Genomic DNA, 18969 nt, shown 5'->3' with positions numbered 1-18969 from the left:
TTTCCGTCAACACCTTCTTTCGAAGCAGTTGAAGTCCTGTTCCTTCGCGGTTGCCGCCTTGCGGTGGCCCCTGCGTCGGGGGAGGGAAAGTATGTCCCTATCCGGGTCGTTTGTGAAGGGGGTGGACGACATTTTTTCACGTCGTCTCTCCCACATTCATGCTGGAAGGGGTCCGGATCGCCCGAACCCCTTGTGCCACTTAGGCCGCGACCAGCAACACGCGTGCGAAGGTGCGCTTGCCAACCTGCAGCAGGCCTTCGAAACCGGGCACGAACACCTGCTGGGCATCCTCCACCACCTCGCCATCCACCTTCACCGCACGCTCTTTGAGCTTGCGGGAGGCTTCGGAGTTGCTCGGGGTGAGGCCGGCAGCCGTCAGCAGGGCACCAATACGCAGGCCTTCGGCCGGGATGGTCACTTCCTGCAGCGGCAGCAGGGTCACATCGCCCTGCCCGGTCACCGCGGCATTCCAACCGGCGATGGCCTGTTCGGCCGCCGCCGCATCATGGAAGCGGGTGGTCAGCTCACGGGCCAGGCGCAGCTTCACCTCGCGCGGGTTCAACCCGCCCGCCTGGACCTGCTCACGCAGGGCCTTGGCCTCGGCCTGGCTGATATCAAAGGAGAGCAGCTCGATCCAGCGCCACATCAGGTCGTCGCCGATCTTCATCGTCTTGGTGACGATGTCGATGGCCGGTTCGCTGATACCAATATAGTTGTTGAGCGACTTGGACATCTTGGCCACACCGTCCAAGCCTTCCAGCAACGGCATGGTCAACACGATCTGCGGCTTCTGCCCGTAGTGCTCCTGCAGGCCACGGCCCATCAGCAGGTTGAACTTCTGGTCGGTACCGCCCAGTTCAACGTCCGCTTCCAGCGCGACCGAGTCGTAACCCTGCACCAGCGGGTACAGGAACTCATGCAGGGCAATGGACTGCTGGGCGGCATAGCGCTTGGCGAAGTCGTCGCGCTCGAGCATGCGCGCCACGGTGTGCTGGCCAGCCAGGCGGATCATGTCGGCGGCGGCCATCTTGCCGAACCACTCCGAATTGAAGCGCACTTCGGTCTTTTCGCGGTCCAGCACCTTGAAGACCTGGTCTTCATAGGTACGCGCGTTGGCCAGCACATCTTCCTTGGTGAGCGGCTTGCGGGTGACGTTCTTGCCCGAGGGGTCGCCGATCATCCCGGTGAAGTCGCCGATCAGGAAGATCACCTGGTGGCCGAGGTCCTGGAACTGGCGCAGCTTGTTCAACAGCACGGTGTGGCCCAGGTGCAGGTCCGGTGCGGTGGGGTCGAAGCCGGCCTTGACCCGCAGCGGACGGCCGCTTTCCAGACGCTGGCGCAGTTCGTCGGATTTGAGGATCTCATCGGCGCCTCGCCCGATCAGGGCAATGGCTTCTTCAATCGAGGACACGTGACAACTCCCGGCAATGCCTTATTTATATGAATGACGTTAAGTACAAGTTAACCGCAGGTGCTTCACAAAAGCCAATAGGCACAAGGGTTTGACGCGGTATTTATACCTGTCTATGTTACCGACGTTTGGGCCCGCGCTCCCGGGCCAGCCAGGAACAGACCGACGATGCTCAATTCCGATCAAGGCCGCGCGCGCAAGCAGCGCTTCAAGGAACGTCTCCACGTCCTCCACGACACCGCCCTCCATCGGAAGCTCAAACAGCATCTTCCCGCGGCCTTCAACCAGCGCTGGACCCGCCGCCACTGGATGCACGCCAGCCTGTTCGCCACCATCGGCGCCCTGGTGGCCACGATCGTCCCCGGCTTCTCGCACACCATCGATTCGCCCTACTCGGTCAGCCATTCGACCTTGGCGCTGCCGTTGCCGCCGCTGTCGCTGGAACGCCAGCAGCAGACCCCGGGCGACAGCTGGCAGGTGCTGCGCGTGCAGCGCGGCCAGACCCTGAGTAATCTGTTCGACCAGGCCGGCATCCCGGCCACGGTGATGCACCAGGTGCTGGAGCACCCCGGTGTGCGCGAATCGCTGACCAAGCTGCGCCCGGGTGCGGAGATCGCCTTCGACCTGCCGCTGTCCGGTGAGCTGCGCACGATCCGCTTCGACCGCGATGCCGACAACCGCGTGGAGCTGTCCCTGGCTGGCGACAAGATCACCGAAACGGTGAGTAAGCGCGAGAGCTCGACCCGCCGCGTGGTCGCCAGTGGCGAGATCACCAGCTCCCTGTATGCCGCCGCGCGCAAGGCGGGGTTGTCGCCCTCGGCGATTGCCACGATGACCGACGAAATCTTCAAGTACGACATCGACTTCTCCAAGGACCTGCAGCCGGGCGACCGCTTCAGCGTGGTGCTGGATGAAACCTGGCGCGAAGGCGAGAAGGTGGACACCAGCAAGATCCTCGCGGCGACCTTCAGCTCGGGCGGCAAGACCTACAGCGGCTTCCGCTTCGACCGCAACGGCAAATCGGAGTACTTCGATGCCAGCGGCCGCCCGCTGAAGAAGAGCTTCATCCGCATGCCGATCCAGTTCGCGCGCTTGAGCTCGAGCTTCGGCGCACGCAAGCACCCGGTGCTGGGCAAGATGCGCATGCACAAGGGCGTGGACTACGCCGCGCGTACCGGCACCCCGATCATGGCCGCCGGCGATGCCCGCGTGCAGTTCGCCGGGACCCAGCGCGGTTACGGCAACGTGGTGATACTGGATCATGGCCGCGGCCACACCACCCTGTACGGGCATATGTCGCGGTTCGGCAAGATCAAGACCGGCCAGCGCGTGGCCCAGGGCACCGTGATCGGCTACGTGGGCTCGACCGGCATGGCCACCGGCCCGCACCTTCACTACGAATTCCGCGTCAACGGCGTGCACCGCAATCCGCTGTCGGTGACGATGCCGCCGCCGGAGCCGCTGCAGGGCGCCGAGCTGGCTGCCTTCCGTGCCCAGACCGCCCCCGCGCTGGCCCGCATCCAGGGCATGGAGAAGCTGATCTACGCCGATGCCAGCCCGGCGCAGGATGCCAAGGCCACCGATACGGCCACGGCGAAGGCCGGCAAGCCGGTCAAATCCAACCGCGGCTGATCGCTGCGATTGACGGCGGCAACGGGTTGCGCGGAAGCTGCACGCAACCCGTTGGACCGCCTGGCCATGACCTCTGCTGTTGATCCCACCACCCCGCTCTACCTGGGCCTGATGTCCGGCACCAGCGCCGACGGCATCGATGCCGCGCTGGTGCAGTTCCCCACCGAGGGTGGCTGCCGCTTCGTCCATGGACTGACCCACGACTGGGATCCGGCCATCCGCGCCGAGCTGATCGCGCTGGGGGAAGGTGGCACCATCACCTCGCTTGATGCACTGGGCCGCCTTGATGCCCAGGTCGGGATCACCTTCGCCGCGGCCGCCAACCGCCTGCTGGACAGCGCGCGCATCGACCGCACCCAGGTGCAGGCGATCGGCTCGCATGGCCAGACCGTGCGCCATCGGCCGCTGGCTGATCCTGCCTTCACGATGCAGATCGGCGATGCCAACCGCATCGCCGAACTGACCGGCATCACCACCGTGGCCGATTTCCGCCGCCGCGATGTCGCCGCTGGCGGGCATGGCGCGCCGCTGATGCCGGCCTTCCACCTGGCGATGCTGGGCGACAGCGATGAAGACCGCGCCGTGCTCAACCTGGGCGGCATCGGCAATCTCACCCTGATCCCGCGCGACGGGACACCGCGCGGCTTCGATACCGGCCCGGCCAATGCGCTGATGGATGCCTGGTGCCAGCGCCATCGCGGCGAACCGTTCGATGCCGATGGCGCGTTCGCGGCCAGTGGCCAGGTCGATGCGGCGCTGCTGGCCCGCTGGCTGGCCGATCCCTGGTTTGCGTTGCCGCCGCCGAAGAGCACCGGGCGCGAGCAGTTCCACCTGGACTGGGCGCAGGCGCAGCTGGGCGAGGGGCAGGTCTCCGGCGCGGATGTGCAGGCAACCCTGCTGGAACTGACGGCCGCCACCGTGGCCGATGCGCTGCTGGCGCACCTTCCGGGCGCGAGGCGGGTGCTGGTCTGCGGCGGTGGCGTGCGCAATCCGCAGCTGCTGCGGCGCCTCGGCGCGCGCCTGCCGGGCGTGGTGATCGAGTCCAGCGCGGTGCACGGGCTGGATCCGGATTATCTGGAAGCGATGGGGTTTGCGTGGTTGGCACAGCGCACGCTGGCCGGGCTGCCGGGCAATCTGCCGAGCGTGAGTGGTGCGCGCGGACCCCGGATTCTGGGGGCGATCCATCCCGCCTGAGGTGGCGTGGTGCCGGGCGCCGCGGGGTGCACCGTGATCACGCCTGCGCCGGGCAGCACTGGCGGGCCGTTACAGCCCCTGCGCGTCCGGCAACGCCTGCAGGGCGGCGATGGCATCGGCCAGCGCGTCGACCTCGGGATCGTGGAAGCCGCTGCGGACCTCCAGTTCGCTGGCGAACAGGCCTTGTTCCAACAGCGCCACGCAGGTGTCCTCACGGGTCCAGCCGCGCGCAACCGCAATGCGGCGGATACGTTCCAGCAACAGCGGGTCCACCTCCCGCAGCAGTAGATCAGCCATCGTTCTCCCCGTTGGCGCGCCGCCATCCCCGCGGCCGTTGTGCCGGCATGATCCATCAGGCCCTGCCGGCACGCAAACCCGTCAGGCCGTGCTGCGGTCCCGGATCCGTGGCCACAGCCAGATCAGCAGCAGCAGGGTCGGGATGACGGTGGTGGCGCTGAGGATGAAGAAGGTGCTGTAGGAGCTCGCCTCCACGATGTAACCGGAGACGCCGCCGACGAACTTGCCCGGCAGGTTGGCCAGCGAGACCAGCAGCGCGTACTGGGTAGCAGTGAAGTTGCGGTCGGTCAGCGAGGACATGAAGGCGACCAGCACGGTGCCGGCAAAGCCCTGGAACAGGTTGTCCGCACTCAGCGCCGCATAGAACGCCCACAGCTGGCCCGGGTTGTGCGCCATCAGCAGGAACGCCAGGTTGGACAGCGCCACGCCCAGCGCGGCGACCAGCAGCATGCGGCGGAAGCCGAACGCGGCCACCGCGATGCCACCGAGGAAGGCACCGCCGATGCCCATCCACACCCCGAACAGCTTGGAGACGGTGGCGATATCGGCCTTGGTGAAGCCCGAATCCAGATAGAACGGACCGGCCATCACCCCGATCACCTGATCCGGGAACTTGTAGAGCCCGACGAAGGCCAGCAGCACCAGCGCCAGCACCACACCGTTGGTGCTGAAGAAGCTGGCGATCGGCTGCCAGAACGCGCCGAAGAAATCGATCCGGCGCTGGATGCGCACTTCCGGCTGCTCCGGCTCGCGGCACAGCAGCGTGGTGATGATCGGCAGGATCATCAAGGCGGCCATGGCCAGGTACGCCACGATCCAGCTCTCGAACTGGGCCAGGTACAACGCGCCCGCGCCGGCCAGGATCAGGCCGATGCGATAGCCCAGCGTGTAGGTCGCGGCCAACGCGGCCTGGGCGCTCTCCGGCGCGATCTCGATGCGGTAGGCGTCGACCACCGAATCCTGGGTGGCACCGGCGAACGAAGCCACCAGCACCCACAGGACCAGTGGGGTGACACCGAGTTCGGGGCGGACGAAGGCCAGCGCGAACAACCCGCCGGTGACCGCGATCTGCGAGGCGAGCAGCCAGGAACGGCGGCGCCCGAGGAAGCCGATCAGCGGAAATGCGTAGCGGTCAATCAGCGGCGCCCAGACGAACTTCATCAGATAGAAGAAGCTGGCCAGGCTGATCAGGCCGATGCTGCCCAGGTCCAAACCGACATCACGCAGCCGGGTGGAGAGGGTCTGCGAGGCGATCAGCAGGAACGGCAGGCCGCTGCCGAAGCCGAGGAAGGCCATCGTCAGCGCCGAGGGCGTACCGAAGGCACGCTTGATCCCCGCCCAGCCCTTGTAGGACATCGGCTCGACCGCTTCACTCATGGGGCGTAGTCCACCGTGAACGGCGCATGGTCGGAGAAGCGCTCATCGCGGTACACCGAGCAGCTGCGCAGGCGCTCGCGCAGGCCCGGGCTGACGAACTGGTAATCAATGCGCCAGCCGACATTGTTGGCGCGCGCCTGGCCGCGGTTGCTCCACCATGTGTAGTCCTCACCCTGCGGGTGCAGCAGGCGGTAGGCATCCGTCCAGCCTTGGCCGGCGGCGATATCCAGCGCCTGGTCGGCGTCCACGCACTGGCCGTTGAGCCAGTCGCGCTCGGGCGGCAGGCAGCCGGAGTTTTTCTGGTTGGATTTCCAGTTCTTGATGTCCAGCGCGGAGCGCACGATGTTCCAGTCGCCGCACAGCACGTAGTCGCGACCACTGGCCAGCCAGCCGGCCAGGATCGGGCGCAGCCACTCCATCACTTCGTACTTGAAGCCCTGGCGCAGATCGCCCGAGCTGCCCGAGGGGATATAGAAGGAGACCACGCTGAGGTTGCCGTAGCGGGCCTCGATGTAGCGGCCCTCATCGTCGAACGGGGCCCAGCCCAGCGAGGTGATCACCTGGTCCGGCTCGCGCTTGCTGTAGATCGCCACGCCGCTGTAGCCCTTCTTGGTGATGGCGTCGCGGTAGAAGCAGTGATGGCCGTCCGGGCGGAACATCGGGTCGGTCAGCTGGTCTTCCTGGGCCTTGGTTTCCTGGATGCACAGGACATCGGCGTCCTGGGCGCGGAACCACTCGAGAAAGCCCTTGGTGGCGGCGGAACGGATGCCATTGGCGTTGAAACTGATGATGCGCATGCTGACCCGGGTCTGGAACGATACCGGCAAGAGCATACCGTTTCGGCCCTTGCAGGGGCTGGCTGGAAACGGACGCGATTGCCGCCCGCGGGCACCTGACGATGCCGTCTCGCCAACCTGTGCGACACCGGGCCGCAGGGGCCGGCGAGCGGAAAAGTGCGGGCATGCATTAGGATTTGCGCTCCAAATGAATTGAATTGAGTCTTGATGAGCGACCATCGCCACCGTTTCCTGCAACTGGCCCTGACCGCCGATGCCCTGCGTTTCGGCCAGTTCACCCTGAAGTCCGGCCGTCTGAGCCCCTATTTCTTCAATGCCGGCCGGTTCGATTCCGGCGCGCGGATGTCCCAGCTGGCGGCGTGCTACGCCGATGCCGTGGAAGCGACCGGGCTGAAGTTCGACGTCGTGTTCGGCCCGGCCTACAAGGGCATTCCGCTGGCCACCGCGACCGCCTGTGAGTTCGCCCAGCGCGGCCGCGACCTGCCGCTGTCGTTCAACCGCAAGGAAGCCAAGGACCACGGCGAAGGCGGCAACCTGATCGGCGCCGACATGAACGGTAAGCGCGTGCTGATCGTGGATGACGTGATCACCGCTGGCACCGCGATCCGCGAAGCGCTGGCGATCATCAAGGGCGCCGGTGGCACCCCGGCGGGCATCGTGGTCGCACTGGACCGCCAGGAGATCGCCTCGGAAACCGACCGCCGTTCGGCCGCGCAGGCCGTGGCCGAAGAAGCCGGCATTCCGGTGGTCGCGGTGGCCACGCTGGCCGACCTGCTTGATTTTGCCTCCGGAAATCCGGAACTTGTCGGTTACCGGCAGCCGCTGGAGGACTATCGTTCCCGCTACGGCAGCCGTCCTACGCGTTGAGAGCAGGGGGCTTTCACCATGTCCAGGTTTGCCACGTTCACCGTTGTCGGCCTGTTGCTGGCCGTGCCGCTGTTGCCTGCCCAGGCGCAGAAGCGCACGGCTGATGCGACGCCGAAGAAGCTGTACTGCTGGAACAAGGGCAGCGAGCGGATCTGCAGTGATGCCCTGCCCCAGGAGGCGGTGAACAGCGCGCGCGAGGAGTTCAACCTGCGCAGCGGCATGCGCAGTGGTGAAGTGCAGCGCGCGTTGACCGACGAAGAGCGCGCCGATGCCGCTGCGCAGGCCGCGCAGCAACGCCTGGATCTCGCCGCCGAGCAGACCCGCCAGCGCACCGAGCAGGCGATGCTGGCCACGTATGAAAACGAGGACGAGCTGCGCCGGGTGTTCGCCGAGCGCAGCGGGATCCTGGACAACAACATCCACACCGCCAGTTATAACGTGGCCAGCGTGCGTGATGCGCTGGTCACCCTGCTGGCCACTGCGGGCAACCGCGAGCTGGATGGCCAGCCGGTGCCGGACAAGCAGGCCGAGCGGATCCGTGAGCGGCATGCCGAGCTGGTGGCGCAGCGGCGCATGCAGGCCTCGTTCGAGCAGCAGCGCCGGGCGCTGGATGTGGAGATCGAGAGCACGCTGCAGCGCTATCGGTTGTTGAAGGGTATGGGGAGCGATCCGCGCGGGTAAGGGTGGATGTGCGATTGCGTTGAAACGAAGGCGGCCTTTTGGGCCGCCTTTTTGGTTTTTCTACGCTCCGCGTCGCGGGCATGAAGCTTGCTGTGAACTGTTCCGGACGCGGGGGCGGTGGGTTGGTCGGGCGGCGGCCGGGGGACATTTGCCGAGGGGCCTGCCGGTCGCTGCGGGACGTAACGTTCGCACCACAGACGCACCTTTTTATGCACTTTTTACGGGAGTCGCGGGTTTCGGGCGTGGAGCGTTTATGCCGGGCAGGCAGACCATGAGCGCCTGACGTGGAGTGGTTCCACCTGGACGTCCCATGAGCCCGTATATGCCTGTCTTCCCCGCCGGTGCCCCGTGCACCGCGCGCTCCCTTTCCCGCGTTTGAGGCCACGACCATGTCTGCCTGGCTTTCCCTGCTGTGCGGTGTGCTGGTGCTCGTTGCCGCCGCCTATCTGCTGTACGTCGTGCTTCGGCCCGAAACCTTCTGACCGGAGCCGACCATGACCGAGATCCTGTTGATCCTGCTGGCCAGCATCGTGCTGGCCTTTCCGCTGGGGCTGTACCTGGCCCGGGTGATGCGCGGTGGGCCGATGCGCGGCGACGCGCTGTTCGGGTGGATTGAAAAACCGCTGTACCGGCTGCTCGGGGTGAACCCGGCGCGCGGCATGTCCTGGCGTGGCTACGTGGGCGCCTTCCTGCTCAGCAACGTGGTGATCGCGGTGCTGGTACAGGCGGTCTTCATGACCCAGGCCTGGCTGCCGTTCAATCCCGACCAGATCCCCAACCTGCGCTGGGATACCGCGCTGCACACGATGGTGTCGTTCCTGACCAACACCAACCAGCAGCACTATTCCGGCCAGGCGCAGCTGTCCTACTTCGCGCAGATGACCGCGATCACCGGCCTGCAGGTGGTGACGCCGATGATGGGCCTGGCGCTGGTGGTGGCCACCCTGCGCGCGCTGTTCAGTGCGCGCCCCGAGGATGTGCCGGCCGACCAGGCCGCGCTGCTCAGTGCGGACCGCCGTGTCGATGTGGGCAACTACTACGCCGATGTGGTGCGCGCGTGCGTGCGCTTCATGCTGCCGCTGTGCCTGCTGTGGGCGGTGCTGCTGACCAGCCAGGGCGTGCCCGCCACGCTCGCCGGTGGTCCGCAGGCCACGCCGATCGATGCCGCGGCCGGCATGGAGACGCAGAAGATTCCGCTCGGCCCGGTCGCGGCGATGGTCGCGGCCAAGCAGCTGGGCACCAATGGCGGTGGCTGGTACGGCCCGAACAGCGCGATGCCGCTGGAGAACCCGACCCCGCTGTCCAATGCGCTGGAACTGATCGGCATCCTGCTGATCCCGATCGCGGTGATCTTCATGCTCGGCGCATTTACCGGACGCAAGCGCCTGGCCGGGCTGGTGTTCGGCTGCATGCTGGCGATGTCCAGCGTGTCGATCGCCGCCACCGTGTGGCTGGAGGGTCACTCGGCCACCGCCGCCAGCCCGCTGCTGATGGAGGGCAAGGAAGTGCGCTTCGGTGCCGATGGCACGGGGTTGTGGGCAGCGATCACCACCCAGGTGTCGAACGGTTCGGTCAACGGCATGCATGACTCGCTCAGCCCGCTGGCCGGTGCCGTGCCGATGGTCAACATGCTGGTCAACGCGATCTGGGGCGGCATCGGCTGCGGCCTGCAGCAGTTCATCGTGTACCTGATGCTGGGCGTATTCCTGGCCGGCCTGATGACCGGCCGTACCCCGGAACTGTTCGGCCGCAAACTGGAAACGCCGCAGGTGCGCCTGCTCGCGCTGCTGGTGCTGCTGCAGCCGATCACCATCCTGGGCTTCACCGCGCTGACCTTGGCGATCCCGTCGATCACCGGCACCTCCAACCCCGGCTTCCACGGCATCAGCCAGGTGTTCTACGAGTACACCTCGGCGTTCGCCAACAACGGCTCGGGCTTTGAGGGCCTCGGCGATGCCACGGTGTGGTGGAACCTGAGCTGCACCCTGGTGCTGCTGCTGGGCCGCTACCCCGTGCTGGTGATCCCGTTGATCGTGGCCGCGCAGCTGGCGGCCAAGCGGCGGGCGCCGGAATCGGCCGGCACGCTGCAGATCGAAACCCCGACCTTCGCGCTGACCCTGATCGCGCTGATCGTCATCCTCACCGTATTGCAGTTCATGCCGGCACTGGTCCTTGGCCCGGTGGCCGACCACCTGTCGCTGACGCTGCACTGAGACCGCCTCCCATGAGTACGTATCCGTTGAACGTTTCTTCCCACCGCCGCCAGCGCCTGCTGGATGGCGCCGGCTGGCGCCGTGCCCTGCGCGATGCCGTGATCAAGCTCTCGCCGCGGCATCTGCTGCACAGCCCGGTGATGGCCGTGGTGATGGTCGGCACGGTGGTCAGCGCGCTGGTGACGCTGACCGGCAATGCGCCGCTGGGCTTCGGCCTGGCGGTCACTGCGATCCTGCTGCTGACCGTGCTGTTCGGCAACTTCGCCGAGGCCGTTGCCGAAGCACGTGGTCGTGGCCAGGCCGCCTCGCTGCGGCGGGCCCGCCAGGATCTCACTGCGCGCCGGCTGGCCGCCGCGCATGCCGGGGCCAGTGAAACCCAGGTTCCGGCGGCCGAACTGCGCCCAGGCGATCATGTCATCGTCAGTGCCGGCGAGTTGATCCCGGCCGATGGTGAGATCGTGCAGGGCCTGGCCACGATCAACGAAGCGGCGGTGACCGGTGAATCGGCCCCCGTGCTGCGCGAAGCGGGCACCGACCGCAGTGGTGTGATCGGTGGCACCAAGGTGCTTTCCGACCAGATCATCGTGCGCATCACCGCCGAGCCGGGCCACAGCTTCCTGGACCGGATGATCGCGCTGGTGGAAGGCGCCAACCGCCAGAAGACCCCGAACGAGGTCGCCCTGACCCTGCTGCTGGCGGCGATGACGCTGACCTTCCTGGTGGTGGTGGCGACGCTGCCGGTGATCGGGGCGTTCGTTGGCGTGCAGGTCAATCCGCTGCTGCTGATCGCGCTGCTGGTGTGTTTGATCCCCACCACCATCGGCGGCCTGCTGCCGGCGATCGGCATCGCCGGCATGAACCGTGCGCTGGCCGCCAACGTGCTGGCCAAGTCCGGCAAGGCGGTGGAAGTGGCTGGCGATGTGGACGTGCTGCTGCTCGACAAGACCGGCACCATCACCTACGGCGACCGCCAGGCCACGCATTTCCATGCCCTTGCCGGTATCGACGCCAGCCAGCTGCGCGAGGCGGCGCTGCTGTCCTCGCTGGCCGACCCGACCCCGGAAGGCAAGTCGGTGGTACGGCTGGCGCGTGAGCAGGGCTGCGCCACCGCCGAGCCGGACCGTGCGGACTATCTGGCCTTCAGTGCGCAGACCCGCATGTCCGGTGTGGATCTGGACGGCGGGCGCCGCATCCGCAAGGGCGCCTCCGATGCGATCACCGCGTATGTGCGTGAGCTGGGCGGCACGGTGCCGTCGGAGCTGCCCGGCCGCGTGGAGCAGGTGGCGCGCAATGGTGCCACCCCGCTGGTGGTGTGCGAAGGCCGCCATGTGCTGGGCGTGATCGAGCTGTCGGACGTGGTCAAGCACGGCATGCGCGAGAAGTTCGCGCAGCTGCGCGCGATGGGTATCCGCACGGTGATGATCACCGGCGACAACCCGCTGACCGCTGCGGCGATCGCGGCCGAGGCCGGCGTGGACGACTACATCGCCGAAGCCCGCCCCGAAGACAAGCTGGCCCGCATCCGTGCCGAGCAGGCCGGTGGGCGGCTGGTGGCGATGGTCGGCGATGGCACCAACGATGCACCGGCGCTCGCCCAGGCCGACATCGGGCTGGCCATGAACTCCGGTACGCAGGCCGCCAAGGAGGCCGGCAACATGGTCGATCTGGATTCGGATCCGGCCAAGCTGCTGGCGGTGGTGGAGGTGGGCAAGCAACAGCTGATCACGCGTGGTGCACTGACCACCTTCTCGCTGGCCAACGATGTCTCCAAGTATTTCGCGATCCTGCCGGCGCTGTTCGCCTCGACGATGCCGGCGATGGCGGCGTTGAACGTGATGCACCTCTCCAGCCCGCGCAACGCGGTGCTGGCGGCGCTGATCTTCAATGCCCTGGTGATTCCGGCGCTGATCCCGCTGGCGTTGCGCGGGGTGCGCTTCCGTCCGGCCACGGCCACCGCGCTGCTGCGCCGGAACATGCTGGTGTACGGCCTGGGTGGCGTGCTGCTGCCGTTTGCGGCCATCAAAGTGATCGACCTCTTCCTTGTCTCGGTATTCGGCGCATGAACCGCTCGCTTGCTACGTCCGTTCCCCGTTCGGCGCGCAGCCGCGCGGCCGCCTCTACCCAGCTGCAGCAGGACAGCGCCTGGCGCCCGGCCCTCGTGCTCGGCGTGAGCAGCCTGCTGCTGCTCGGGCTTGCCTATGCCGTGGCCACCACCAGCGTGAGCCGACTGCTGTTTCCGGCGCAGGCCGATGGCAGCCTGCTGATCCGCGATGGGCAGGTGCGCGGCTCGCAGTTGATCGCCCAGCCGTTCGTCGGCGATGGCTACTTCCAGGCGCGGCCGTCGGCGGCCAACTATGACCCGATGGCGGCTGCCGGCAGCAACATGGCGCGCAGCAATCCGGCGCTGCAGGAGCGCGTGCAGGCCGCCATCTCTGCGGTCGCCACACGCGAGGGCGTACCCGCTGCGCAGGTGCCCGGCGATCTGGTCACCCAGTCCGGCGCCGGCATGGATCCGGAGATCTCCCCGGCCGCCGCGCAGGTGCAGATCGCCCGGGTGGCGCGCAGCCGTGGCCTGCCGGTGGAGCGCGTCACCGCGTTGGTGCAGGCCAATACCCGGGGCCCGCAATGGGGTGTGTTCGGCCAGCCGCGGGTGAACGTGATGACATTGAACGTTGCTCTCGACGCGCAGCAGGGCACGGCCCGGCTGCACGGCATGCCTTGATGCGCTGCGCATTGTCCTGGGCGCACAATCCCCGCCCATGAGCGACTCCCGTACCCGCCAGGCCGATGCCCTGGTCGACAGCCTGCAGCGCGAAGCGGGCGGCAAACTCACCGTGTTCCTGGGTGCGGCCCCCGGCGTGGGCAAGACCTTCAGCATGCTCACCCGCGCACACGAGCAGCTGCGCCGCGGCGTGGACGTGGTGATCGGGCTGGTGGAAACCCACGGCCGCGCCGAGACCTCGACGCTGCTGGCGGGCCTGCCGCAGGTGCCGTTGCTGCAGCGCGAGTATCAACAGCACGCACTGGACGAGATGGACCTGGATGCAGTGCTGGCGCGTCGCCCGGCGTTGGTGCTGGTGGACGAACTGGCGCATCGCAACGTGCCCGGCAGCCGCCACGAGCGGCGCTGGCAGGACGTGATGGAGCTGCTGGATGCCGGCATCGACGTGTGGACCACGGTCAACATCCAGCATCTGGAAAGCCTCAACGACGTGGTCATGCGGATCACCGGGGTGCGGGTCAGCGAGACCGTGCCCGATGCGGTGCTCGACCGCCTGCACGACATCGTGCTGGTGGACCTGCCGCCGCGCGAGCTGATCGAGCGCCTGCAGCAGGGCAAGGTCTATGTGCCGGAGCAGGCCGCGCAGGCGCTGCAGGCGTTCTTCTCGCCGGCCAACCTGACCGCGCTGCGCGAATTGGCGATGCAGGAAGCGGCCGACCGCGTGGACAGCAGCCTGCGCGAGACCCGTGCCGCGCGCGGCGAAGGCAACCTGCCGCTGCGCCGGCGGGTGCTGGTGGCGATCGATGGCGGCGGCCAGAGTGAGTACCTGGTGCGGGTCGGCCGGCGCATCGCCGAGCGGCGCGATGCGCCGTGGACGGTGGTGACGGTGCAGGCGCGCGCGCATGACGAGCAGACCCGACGCGAGATCGATGCGGCGTTCGCCCTCGCCCGCCGCCTCGGCGGTGAAGCGGAGCTGCTGCATGGCTCCAGCATCGCCGATGCACTGCTTGACCATGCCGCACACAACGGTGTCTCCACGCTGGTGCTCGGCCGCACGCGCGAGCGCCCGCTGGCGCGCATGCTCAACCGCACGCTGACCCAGCAGCTGATCCGGCGCGGTGCGCATTTCGAGATCACCATCATCGGTACGCCACAGGCGCGCGCGCGGGCGCGCCGGTCCGGGCTGTCGATACCCAGCCGCAGTGCCGGCAAGGATGCGCTGCTGGCGCTCGGCGCTACGGCCGTTGCCTGCCTGGTGGCGCTGATCGCCGAACGCTGGATCGGGCTGTACGACCTCTCGATGGTGTTCATCGTGGCGGTGGTGATGGTCGCTGCGCGCAGCCGCACCAGTGCGGCGGTGATCGCCGCGGCGCTGTGTTTCCTGGCCTACAACTTCTTCTTCATCGCGCCGCGATTCACCTTCGCGATCAGCGCGCGCCAGGGCGTGATCACGGTCTTCCTGTTCCTGGCCGCCGCGTTGGTGGCCGGGCGACTGGCCTCGCGCCTGCGCATGCAGGTGGTGGCCTTGCGCGCGGCCAACCGGCACGCGCATGCGCGCCAGGTGCTTGGCCGGCAGCTGGCCAGTGCACCGAGCAACGAGCAGGTCGCGCAGGCCGGCCGCGAGGCGCTGGAACAGGCGATGGATGCCCCGGCGTGGCTGCGCATCGGGCACCACACCAGCGCCAGTGGCAGCGCCGCGCCGGGCGATACGGATCTGGCCGCGGCCGACTGGGCGCACCGGCACGGGCAGCCCAGCGGGCGCTTCACCGATACGCTGGCCGGTGCGGGCTGGTGGTTCCTGCCGCTGCTGGACGGCGACGACCGGGCCATCGGCGTGGCCGGCATGCGCTTCCCGCGCGAGGCGCCCCGGCTGACGCCGGAGCAGCGCCAGCTGGCCGAGGCAATGGTGGACGACATTGCCCAGGCCGCGCTGCGCACCCAGTTGGTGGCGGATCTGGAGAAGGCGCACGTGAGCAACGAGACCGAGCGGCTGCGCTCGGCGTTGCTGTCCTCGGTGTCGCATGACCTGCGCTCGCCACTGGCAGCGATGATCGGCTCGGCCGACAGCCTCTCCAGCTATGCCGATGCGATGGATGCCAGCGACCGGCGCGCCCTGCTCGATACCATCCTGGTCGAAGGCGAGCGCCTGGACCGCTACATCCAGAACCTGCTGGACATGACCCGGCTCGGCCATGACGGGCTGCAGATCAACCGCGACTGGATCGGCGTGGACGAGCTGGTCGGTTCGGCCGCGCGCCGCCTGCAGCGCTATCAGCCCGACGTGCTGCTCAAGCTGGATATTCCCGCTGAACTGGCCCCGATCTGGGTGCACCCAGCGCTGGTCGAGCAGGCCGTATTCAACGTGATGGAGAACGCGGCCAAGTTCTCTCCGCCTGGTGCGGCGGTGGAGGTGCAGGCGCGGCTGGTCGAAGGTGAGCTGCGCATCGACGTGCTCGATGCCGGCCCGGGCATTCCCGACGACGAGCGCGCGCGCATCTTCGATATGTTCTACAGCGTGGAGCGCGGCGACCGCGGCCGGCATGGCACCGGCCTGGGCCTGACCATCTGCCAGGGCATGATCGGCGCGCATGGCGGCAGCGTGCAGGCGCTGCCGGGGCGCGACGGACGCGGTACCCTGATCCGCATCACCCTGCCCTTGCTGCACCCCCACCCTGCCGATGACAACGACGATTCCTGAGGCTTCCCACGGCGTGCCCCCGGCGCGCGTGCTGGTGATCGACGATGAAGCGCAGATCCGGCGCTTCCTGGAGATCAGCCTGCGCGCGCAGGGCTACCGCGTGTCCCAGGCCGCCACCGGCCAGGCCGGTCTGGAAGCGCTGGTCGGCGAAGGCGCGGATCTGGTGATCCTGGATATCGGCCTGCCCGACATGGAAGGCCATGACGTGCTGGGCGAGCTGCGCCAGTGGAGCCAGGTGCCGGTGATCATGCTGACCGTGCGCGCCAGCGAGACCGAGAAGGTGCGGGCCCTGGACGCCGGCGCCAACGACTACGTGACCAAGCCGTTCGGCACGCAGGAGCTGATGGCGCGCGTACGGGCGCTGCTGCGCTCGCGCACGGTCTCCAGCGAGGGCGTGCTGCCGCAGTTCGATGATGGGCACCTGCATATCGACCTGGTACGGCGCGAAGTACATCTGGACGGTACGCCGGTGGCGCTGACGCGCAAGGAGTACGCGCTGTTGTCGCTGCTGCTGCGCAATGCCGGCCGGGTGGTGACCCAGCCGCAGATCCTGCAGGAGATCTGGGGGCCGACGCATCAGCACGACACGCATTACCTGCGGATTCTGGTCGGCAAGCTGCGCCACAAGCTGGGTGACTCGGCGCTGGATTCGCGCTATCTGTTCACCGAGCCGGGCGTGGGGCTGCGGTTCAAGGGGTAGGTACCGACCATTGGTCGGTACCCGTCCAGATCAGAAGCCCAGATCCACACCCGGCAGCAGCGGTTGCAGCTGCGCGCGGAACAGCGCCTTGATGCGCTCCAGCGCCGCCTCGTCATCGGCCTCGAAACGCAGCACCAGCACCGGGGTGGTGTTGGACGCGCGCACCAGGCCCCAGCCATCGGGGAAATCGGCACGTAGGCCGTCGATGGTGGACAGGCGCGCACCGGCGAACGGCGACTCCTCCACCTGCACCGAGGACACGAACAACGACACCAGCGCGTGCGGGGTACCCGCGTCCACCGGCACCTTCAGCTCCGGGGTGGAGACGCTGTCGGGCAGTTCGTCCAACACCTCCGAGGGGCTCTCTTCGCGCTGGGCAAGGATCTCCAGCAGGCGCGCGGCGGCGTACAGGCCATCGTCGAAGCCGAACCAGCGTTCCTTGAAGAAGAAGTGCCCGCTCATCTCGCCCGCCAGCTCGGCGTCGGTTTCACGCATCTTCGCCTTCATCAGCGAATGGCCGGTCTTCCACATCAGCGGGCTGCCACCGTTGCGCAGCACGTAATCGGAGAGCTTGCCACTGCACTTCACGTCGTAGATCACCAGCGCGCCCGGGTTGCGCATCAGCACATCGGCGGCGAACAGCATCAGCAGGCGATCGGCGTAGATGATCCTGCCTTCGCGGGTGACCACGCCGAGACGGTCGCCGTCGCCATCGAAGGCCAGGCCGATATCCGCATCGAAGCGCTTCACCGTCTGGATCAGGTCTTCCAGATTGTGCGGGTCGCTCGGGTCCGGATGGTGGTTCGGGAAGGTGCCGTCCACATCGCAGTACAGCGGAATGACCTCGGCACCGATCGCCTCCAGCAGCGGCTGGGCAAGCTCGCCGGCGACACCATTGCCCGCGTCGGCGACCACCTTGAGCGGGCGATCCAGCTGCACGTCGTCGGCGATGCGCTGGATGTAATCGGCATTCACGTCGCGGGTCTGGAAACTGCCCGGCTCGGGTGCCACGTGCAACTGGCCATCGCGGATGCGGTGGTACAGCTCGGTGATCGCATCGCCGGACAGCGTTTCGCCGCCGACCACGATCTTGAAGCCGTTGTAATCCGGCGGGTTGTGGCTGCCGGTCACCGCCACGCAGCTGCCGGCGCGCAGGTGGTAGCTGGCGAAGTACACCACCGGGGTCGGCGCCAGGCCGATATCGGTGACGTTGCAGCCGGCGCGGCGCAGGCCTTCGATCAGGCCGGCGGTGAGCTCGGGGCCGGACAGGCGACCATCGCGGCCCACCACGATGTCGCGCAGGCCCTGGACCTGCAGCACCGAGCCGACCGCCTGGCCGATCAGGGCGGCGACCTTGGGGGTCAGCTCGCGGCCGACGATGCCGCGGATGTCGTAGGCGCGGAAGATCTCGGCCGCGACGGTCTCGCCCGGCACGGACGGCGGCGGCGTTGCCGCTGCGGTTTCGTCAACGTTCTCGACGGCGGCCACCGCGAGCGGGGCCTGGGCCAGGCTTTCGCTCAAGGTCGGGCCGGTGTCGGCGGCGCTGTCGGCGGCACCGCGGCGGCGCGGCAACGGCACCTTGCCTTTGCCCAGCACCAGCAGCACGGCGATCAACAGCAGCAACACGGCGACAACCGCACTGGAGATCGCGCCGAGGCCCAACGGGCCCGGTTCGATGTCCGGCACCGCGGCAGACAGACGCAGGCCACTGGTGCCGACCGGACGTGCCAGCGCTTCAGCGCCGCCGGACAGCCCGCGGCTGCCCTGTTCAATCACGTTGTGATTGCCTTGGCGCAGGGCGAGATAGCCGGCGCCCGGCACGGCAACCTGGTCGAATATGCCGGTCAGCCGCAGCAGCGGCTGGCGCACGTAGACCACGGCCGCCCCCTGCGGGCCAAGCTCCACCGCCGCGGCCAGGCCGAGGCGCTGTCCGCCGGCATCGCGCACCACGCGGCCGACGGGTTTGTCATCGGCGATGGCCGCCTCGAGCAGGGCCAGGCGCGAGTAGCCGAAGGCCTTCGGATCGGCGTAGGCCGCATCGAGATCGGCGGTGAGGATCTGGACGTCTTCCACACCGGGCCAGCCTTCGCGGATGGCGACGGCGGCACCGTGTGCGTTGCCGCTGGCCAGTGCGCTGGCAACGCGCTCGGTCTTGAGCACCTTGCCGAACGTGCCGAGCTGACCGGTCAGCGCCGTCTGCAGCCCCTCGACCACCTGATCGCGCGACTGTTCAAGCTCGGCGCCAACGGCCGCCTGACGCCATTGGCGCACACCGCTCCACCCGAACCAGACCGCCAACAACACCAGCAGCACGGCCAACAGCGGCACCGAGCGCCCTGTGGTCAACCGCGGCCGTCCTTCCGCCTTCGCCTTGCTCATG

15 protein-coding genes are annotated in these 18969 nt (G+C 67.9%); 10 read left to right on the top strand and 5 right to left on the bottom strand.

All coding sequences use genetic code 11. The features are described from left to right. Positions 1–199: 199 nt before the first annotated feature. Positions 200–1411 (bottom strand): tyrosine--tRNA ligase, encoded by a 1212-nt coding sequence (tyrS, locus tag AC06E9_RS16930; protein ID WP_121044059.1) that lies wholly within the window; start codon positions 1409–1411, stop codon positions 200–202. A gap of 168 nt (positions 1412–1579) precedes the next feature. Here tyrS and AC06E9_RS16925 point away from each other — a divergent pair, with 168 nt between their 5' ends. Both AC06E9_RS16925 and AC06E9_RS16920 read left to right on the top strand, forming a co-directional pair. Next, positions 1580–3043: a peptidoglycan DD-metalloendopeptidase family protein gene (locus AC06E9_RS16925; protein ID WP_478056483.1), complete on the top strand. Its 1464-nt coding sequence runs from the start codon at positions 1580–1582 to the stop codon at positions 3041–3043. Positions 3044–3109: 66 nt separating this feature from the next. Beyond that, the gene (locus AC06E9_RS16920) at positions 3110–4237 is read left to right on the top strand and encodes an anhydro-N-acetylmuramic acid kinase (RefSeq protein ID WP_478056482.1); all 1128 of its coding nucleotides are present in this window, start codon (positions 3110–3112) and stop codon (positions 4235–4237) included. A 69-nt stretch (positions 4238–4306) separates the two neighbouring features. On the opposite strand, the gene AC06E9_RS16915 is transcribed toward AC06E9_RS16920, so the two are convergent. The 3 genes from AC06E9_RS16915 to AC06E9_RS16905 form a co-directional block, all read right to left on the bottom strand. Continuing rightward, positions 4307–4534: a hypothetical protein gene (locus tag AC06E9_RS16915; RefSeq protein ID WP_046272989.1), complete on the bottom strand. Its 228-nt coding sequence runs from the start codon at positions 4532–4534 to the stop codon at positions 4307–4309. An 81-nt stretch (positions 4535–4615) separates the two neighbouring features. Further along, positions 4616–5911 carry an AmpG family muropeptide MFS transporter gene (locus tag AC06E9_RS16910; RefSeq protein ID WP_152152854.1) on the bottom strand — a complete coding sequence of 432 codons (1296 nt, stop codon included), beginning with the start codon at positions 5909–5911 and terminating at the stop codon, positions 4616–4618. After that, the gene (locus tag AC06E9_RS16905) at positions 5908–6708 is read right to left on the bottom strand and encodes an exodeoxyribonuclease III (RefSeq protein WP_152152959.1); all 801 of its coding nucleotides are present in this window, start codon (positions 6706–6708) and stop codon (positions 5908–5910) included. The genes AC06E9_RS16910 and AC06E9_RS16905 overlap by 4 nt, the downstream gene beginning before the upstream one ends. 207 nt (positions 6709–6915) lie before the next feature. Here AC06E9_RS16905 and pyrE point away from each other — a divergent pair, with 207 nt between their 5' ends. The 8 genes from pyrE to AC06E9_RS16865 all read left to right on the top strand — a co-directional run bounded on the left by pyrE (position 6916) and on the right by AC06E9_RS16865 (position 16589). Next, positions 6916–7575, top strand: coding sequence for an orotate phosphoribosyltransferase (gene pyrE, locus AC06E9_RS16900; RefSeq protein ID WP_046272987.1), 660 nt, complete (start codon positions 6916–6918; stop codon positions 7573–7575). Positions 7576–7593: 18 nt separating this feature from the next. Continuing rightward, on the top strand, positions 7594–8256 hold the full coding sequence (locus tag AC06E9_RS16895) for a hypothetical protein (protein WP_478056481.1): 663 nt from the start codon (positions 7594–7596) through the stop codon (positions 8254–8256). Between the two features lie 389 nt (positions 8257–8645). Beyond that, positions 8646–8738: a potassium-transporting ATPase subunit F gene (locus tag AC06E9_RS16890; protein ID WP_019183961.1), complete on the top strand. Its 93-nt coding sequence runs from the start codon at positions 8646–8648 to the stop codon at positions 8736–8738. Between the two features lie 12 nt (positions 8739–8750). Then, positions 8751–10469 carry a potassium-transporting ATPase subunit KdpA gene (gene kdpA, locus AC06E9_RS16885; RefSeq protein WP_478056480.1) on the top strand — a complete coding sequence of 573 codons (1719 nt, stop codon included), beginning with the start codon at positions 8751–8753 and terminating at the stop codon, positions 10467–10469. An 11-nt stretch (positions 10470–10480) separates the two neighbouring features. Then, the gene (gene kdpB / locus AC06E9_RS16880; RefSeq protein WP_478056479.1) at positions 10481–12532 is read left to right on the top strand and encodes a potassium-transporting ATPase subunit KdpB; all 2052 of its coding nucleotides are present in this window, start codon (positions 10481–10483) and stop codon (positions 12530–12532) included. Beyond that, the gene (kdpC, locus tag AC06E9_RS16875; RefSeq protein WP_152152862.1) at positions 12529–13191 is read left to right on the top strand and encodes a potassium-transporting ATPase subunit KdpC; all 663 of its coding nucleotides are present in this window, start codon (positions 12529–12531) and stop codon (positions 13189–13191) included. Before kdpB ends, kdpC begins: the two co-directional genes overlap by 4 nt. A gap of 37 nt (positions 13192–13228) precedes the next feature. Then, positions 13229–15889, top strand: coding sequence for an ATP-binding protein (locus AC06E9_RS16870; protein ID WP_478056478.1), 2661 nt, complete (start codon positions 13229–13231; stop codon positions 15887–15889). Then, complete coding sequence (locus AC06E9_RS16865; protein ID WP_478056477.1) at positions 15870–16589, top strand: response regulator transcription factor; 720 nt, start codon at positions 15870–15872, stop codon at positions 16587–16589. Before AC06E9_RS16870 ends, AC06E9_RS16865 begins: the two co-directional genes overlap by 20 nt. Positions 16590–16619: 30 nt before the next feature. Here AC06E9_RS16865 and AC06E9_RS16860 read toward each other — a convergent pair whose 3' ends face one another. Next, positions 16620–18968, bottom strand: coding sequence for a phosphomannomutase/phosphoglucomutase (locus AC06E9_RS16860; protein ID WP_478056476.1), 2349 nt, complete (start codon positions 18966–18968; stop codon positions 16620–16622). Position 18969 lies beyond the last annotated feature (1 nt).

The organism is Stenotrophomonas sp. Steno-Z10-BAI, from assembly GCF_056393115.1.
The sequence above is the reverse complement of the archived record's forward strand: the minus strand, read 5'-3'. Positions and strand labels throughout refer to the sequence as shown.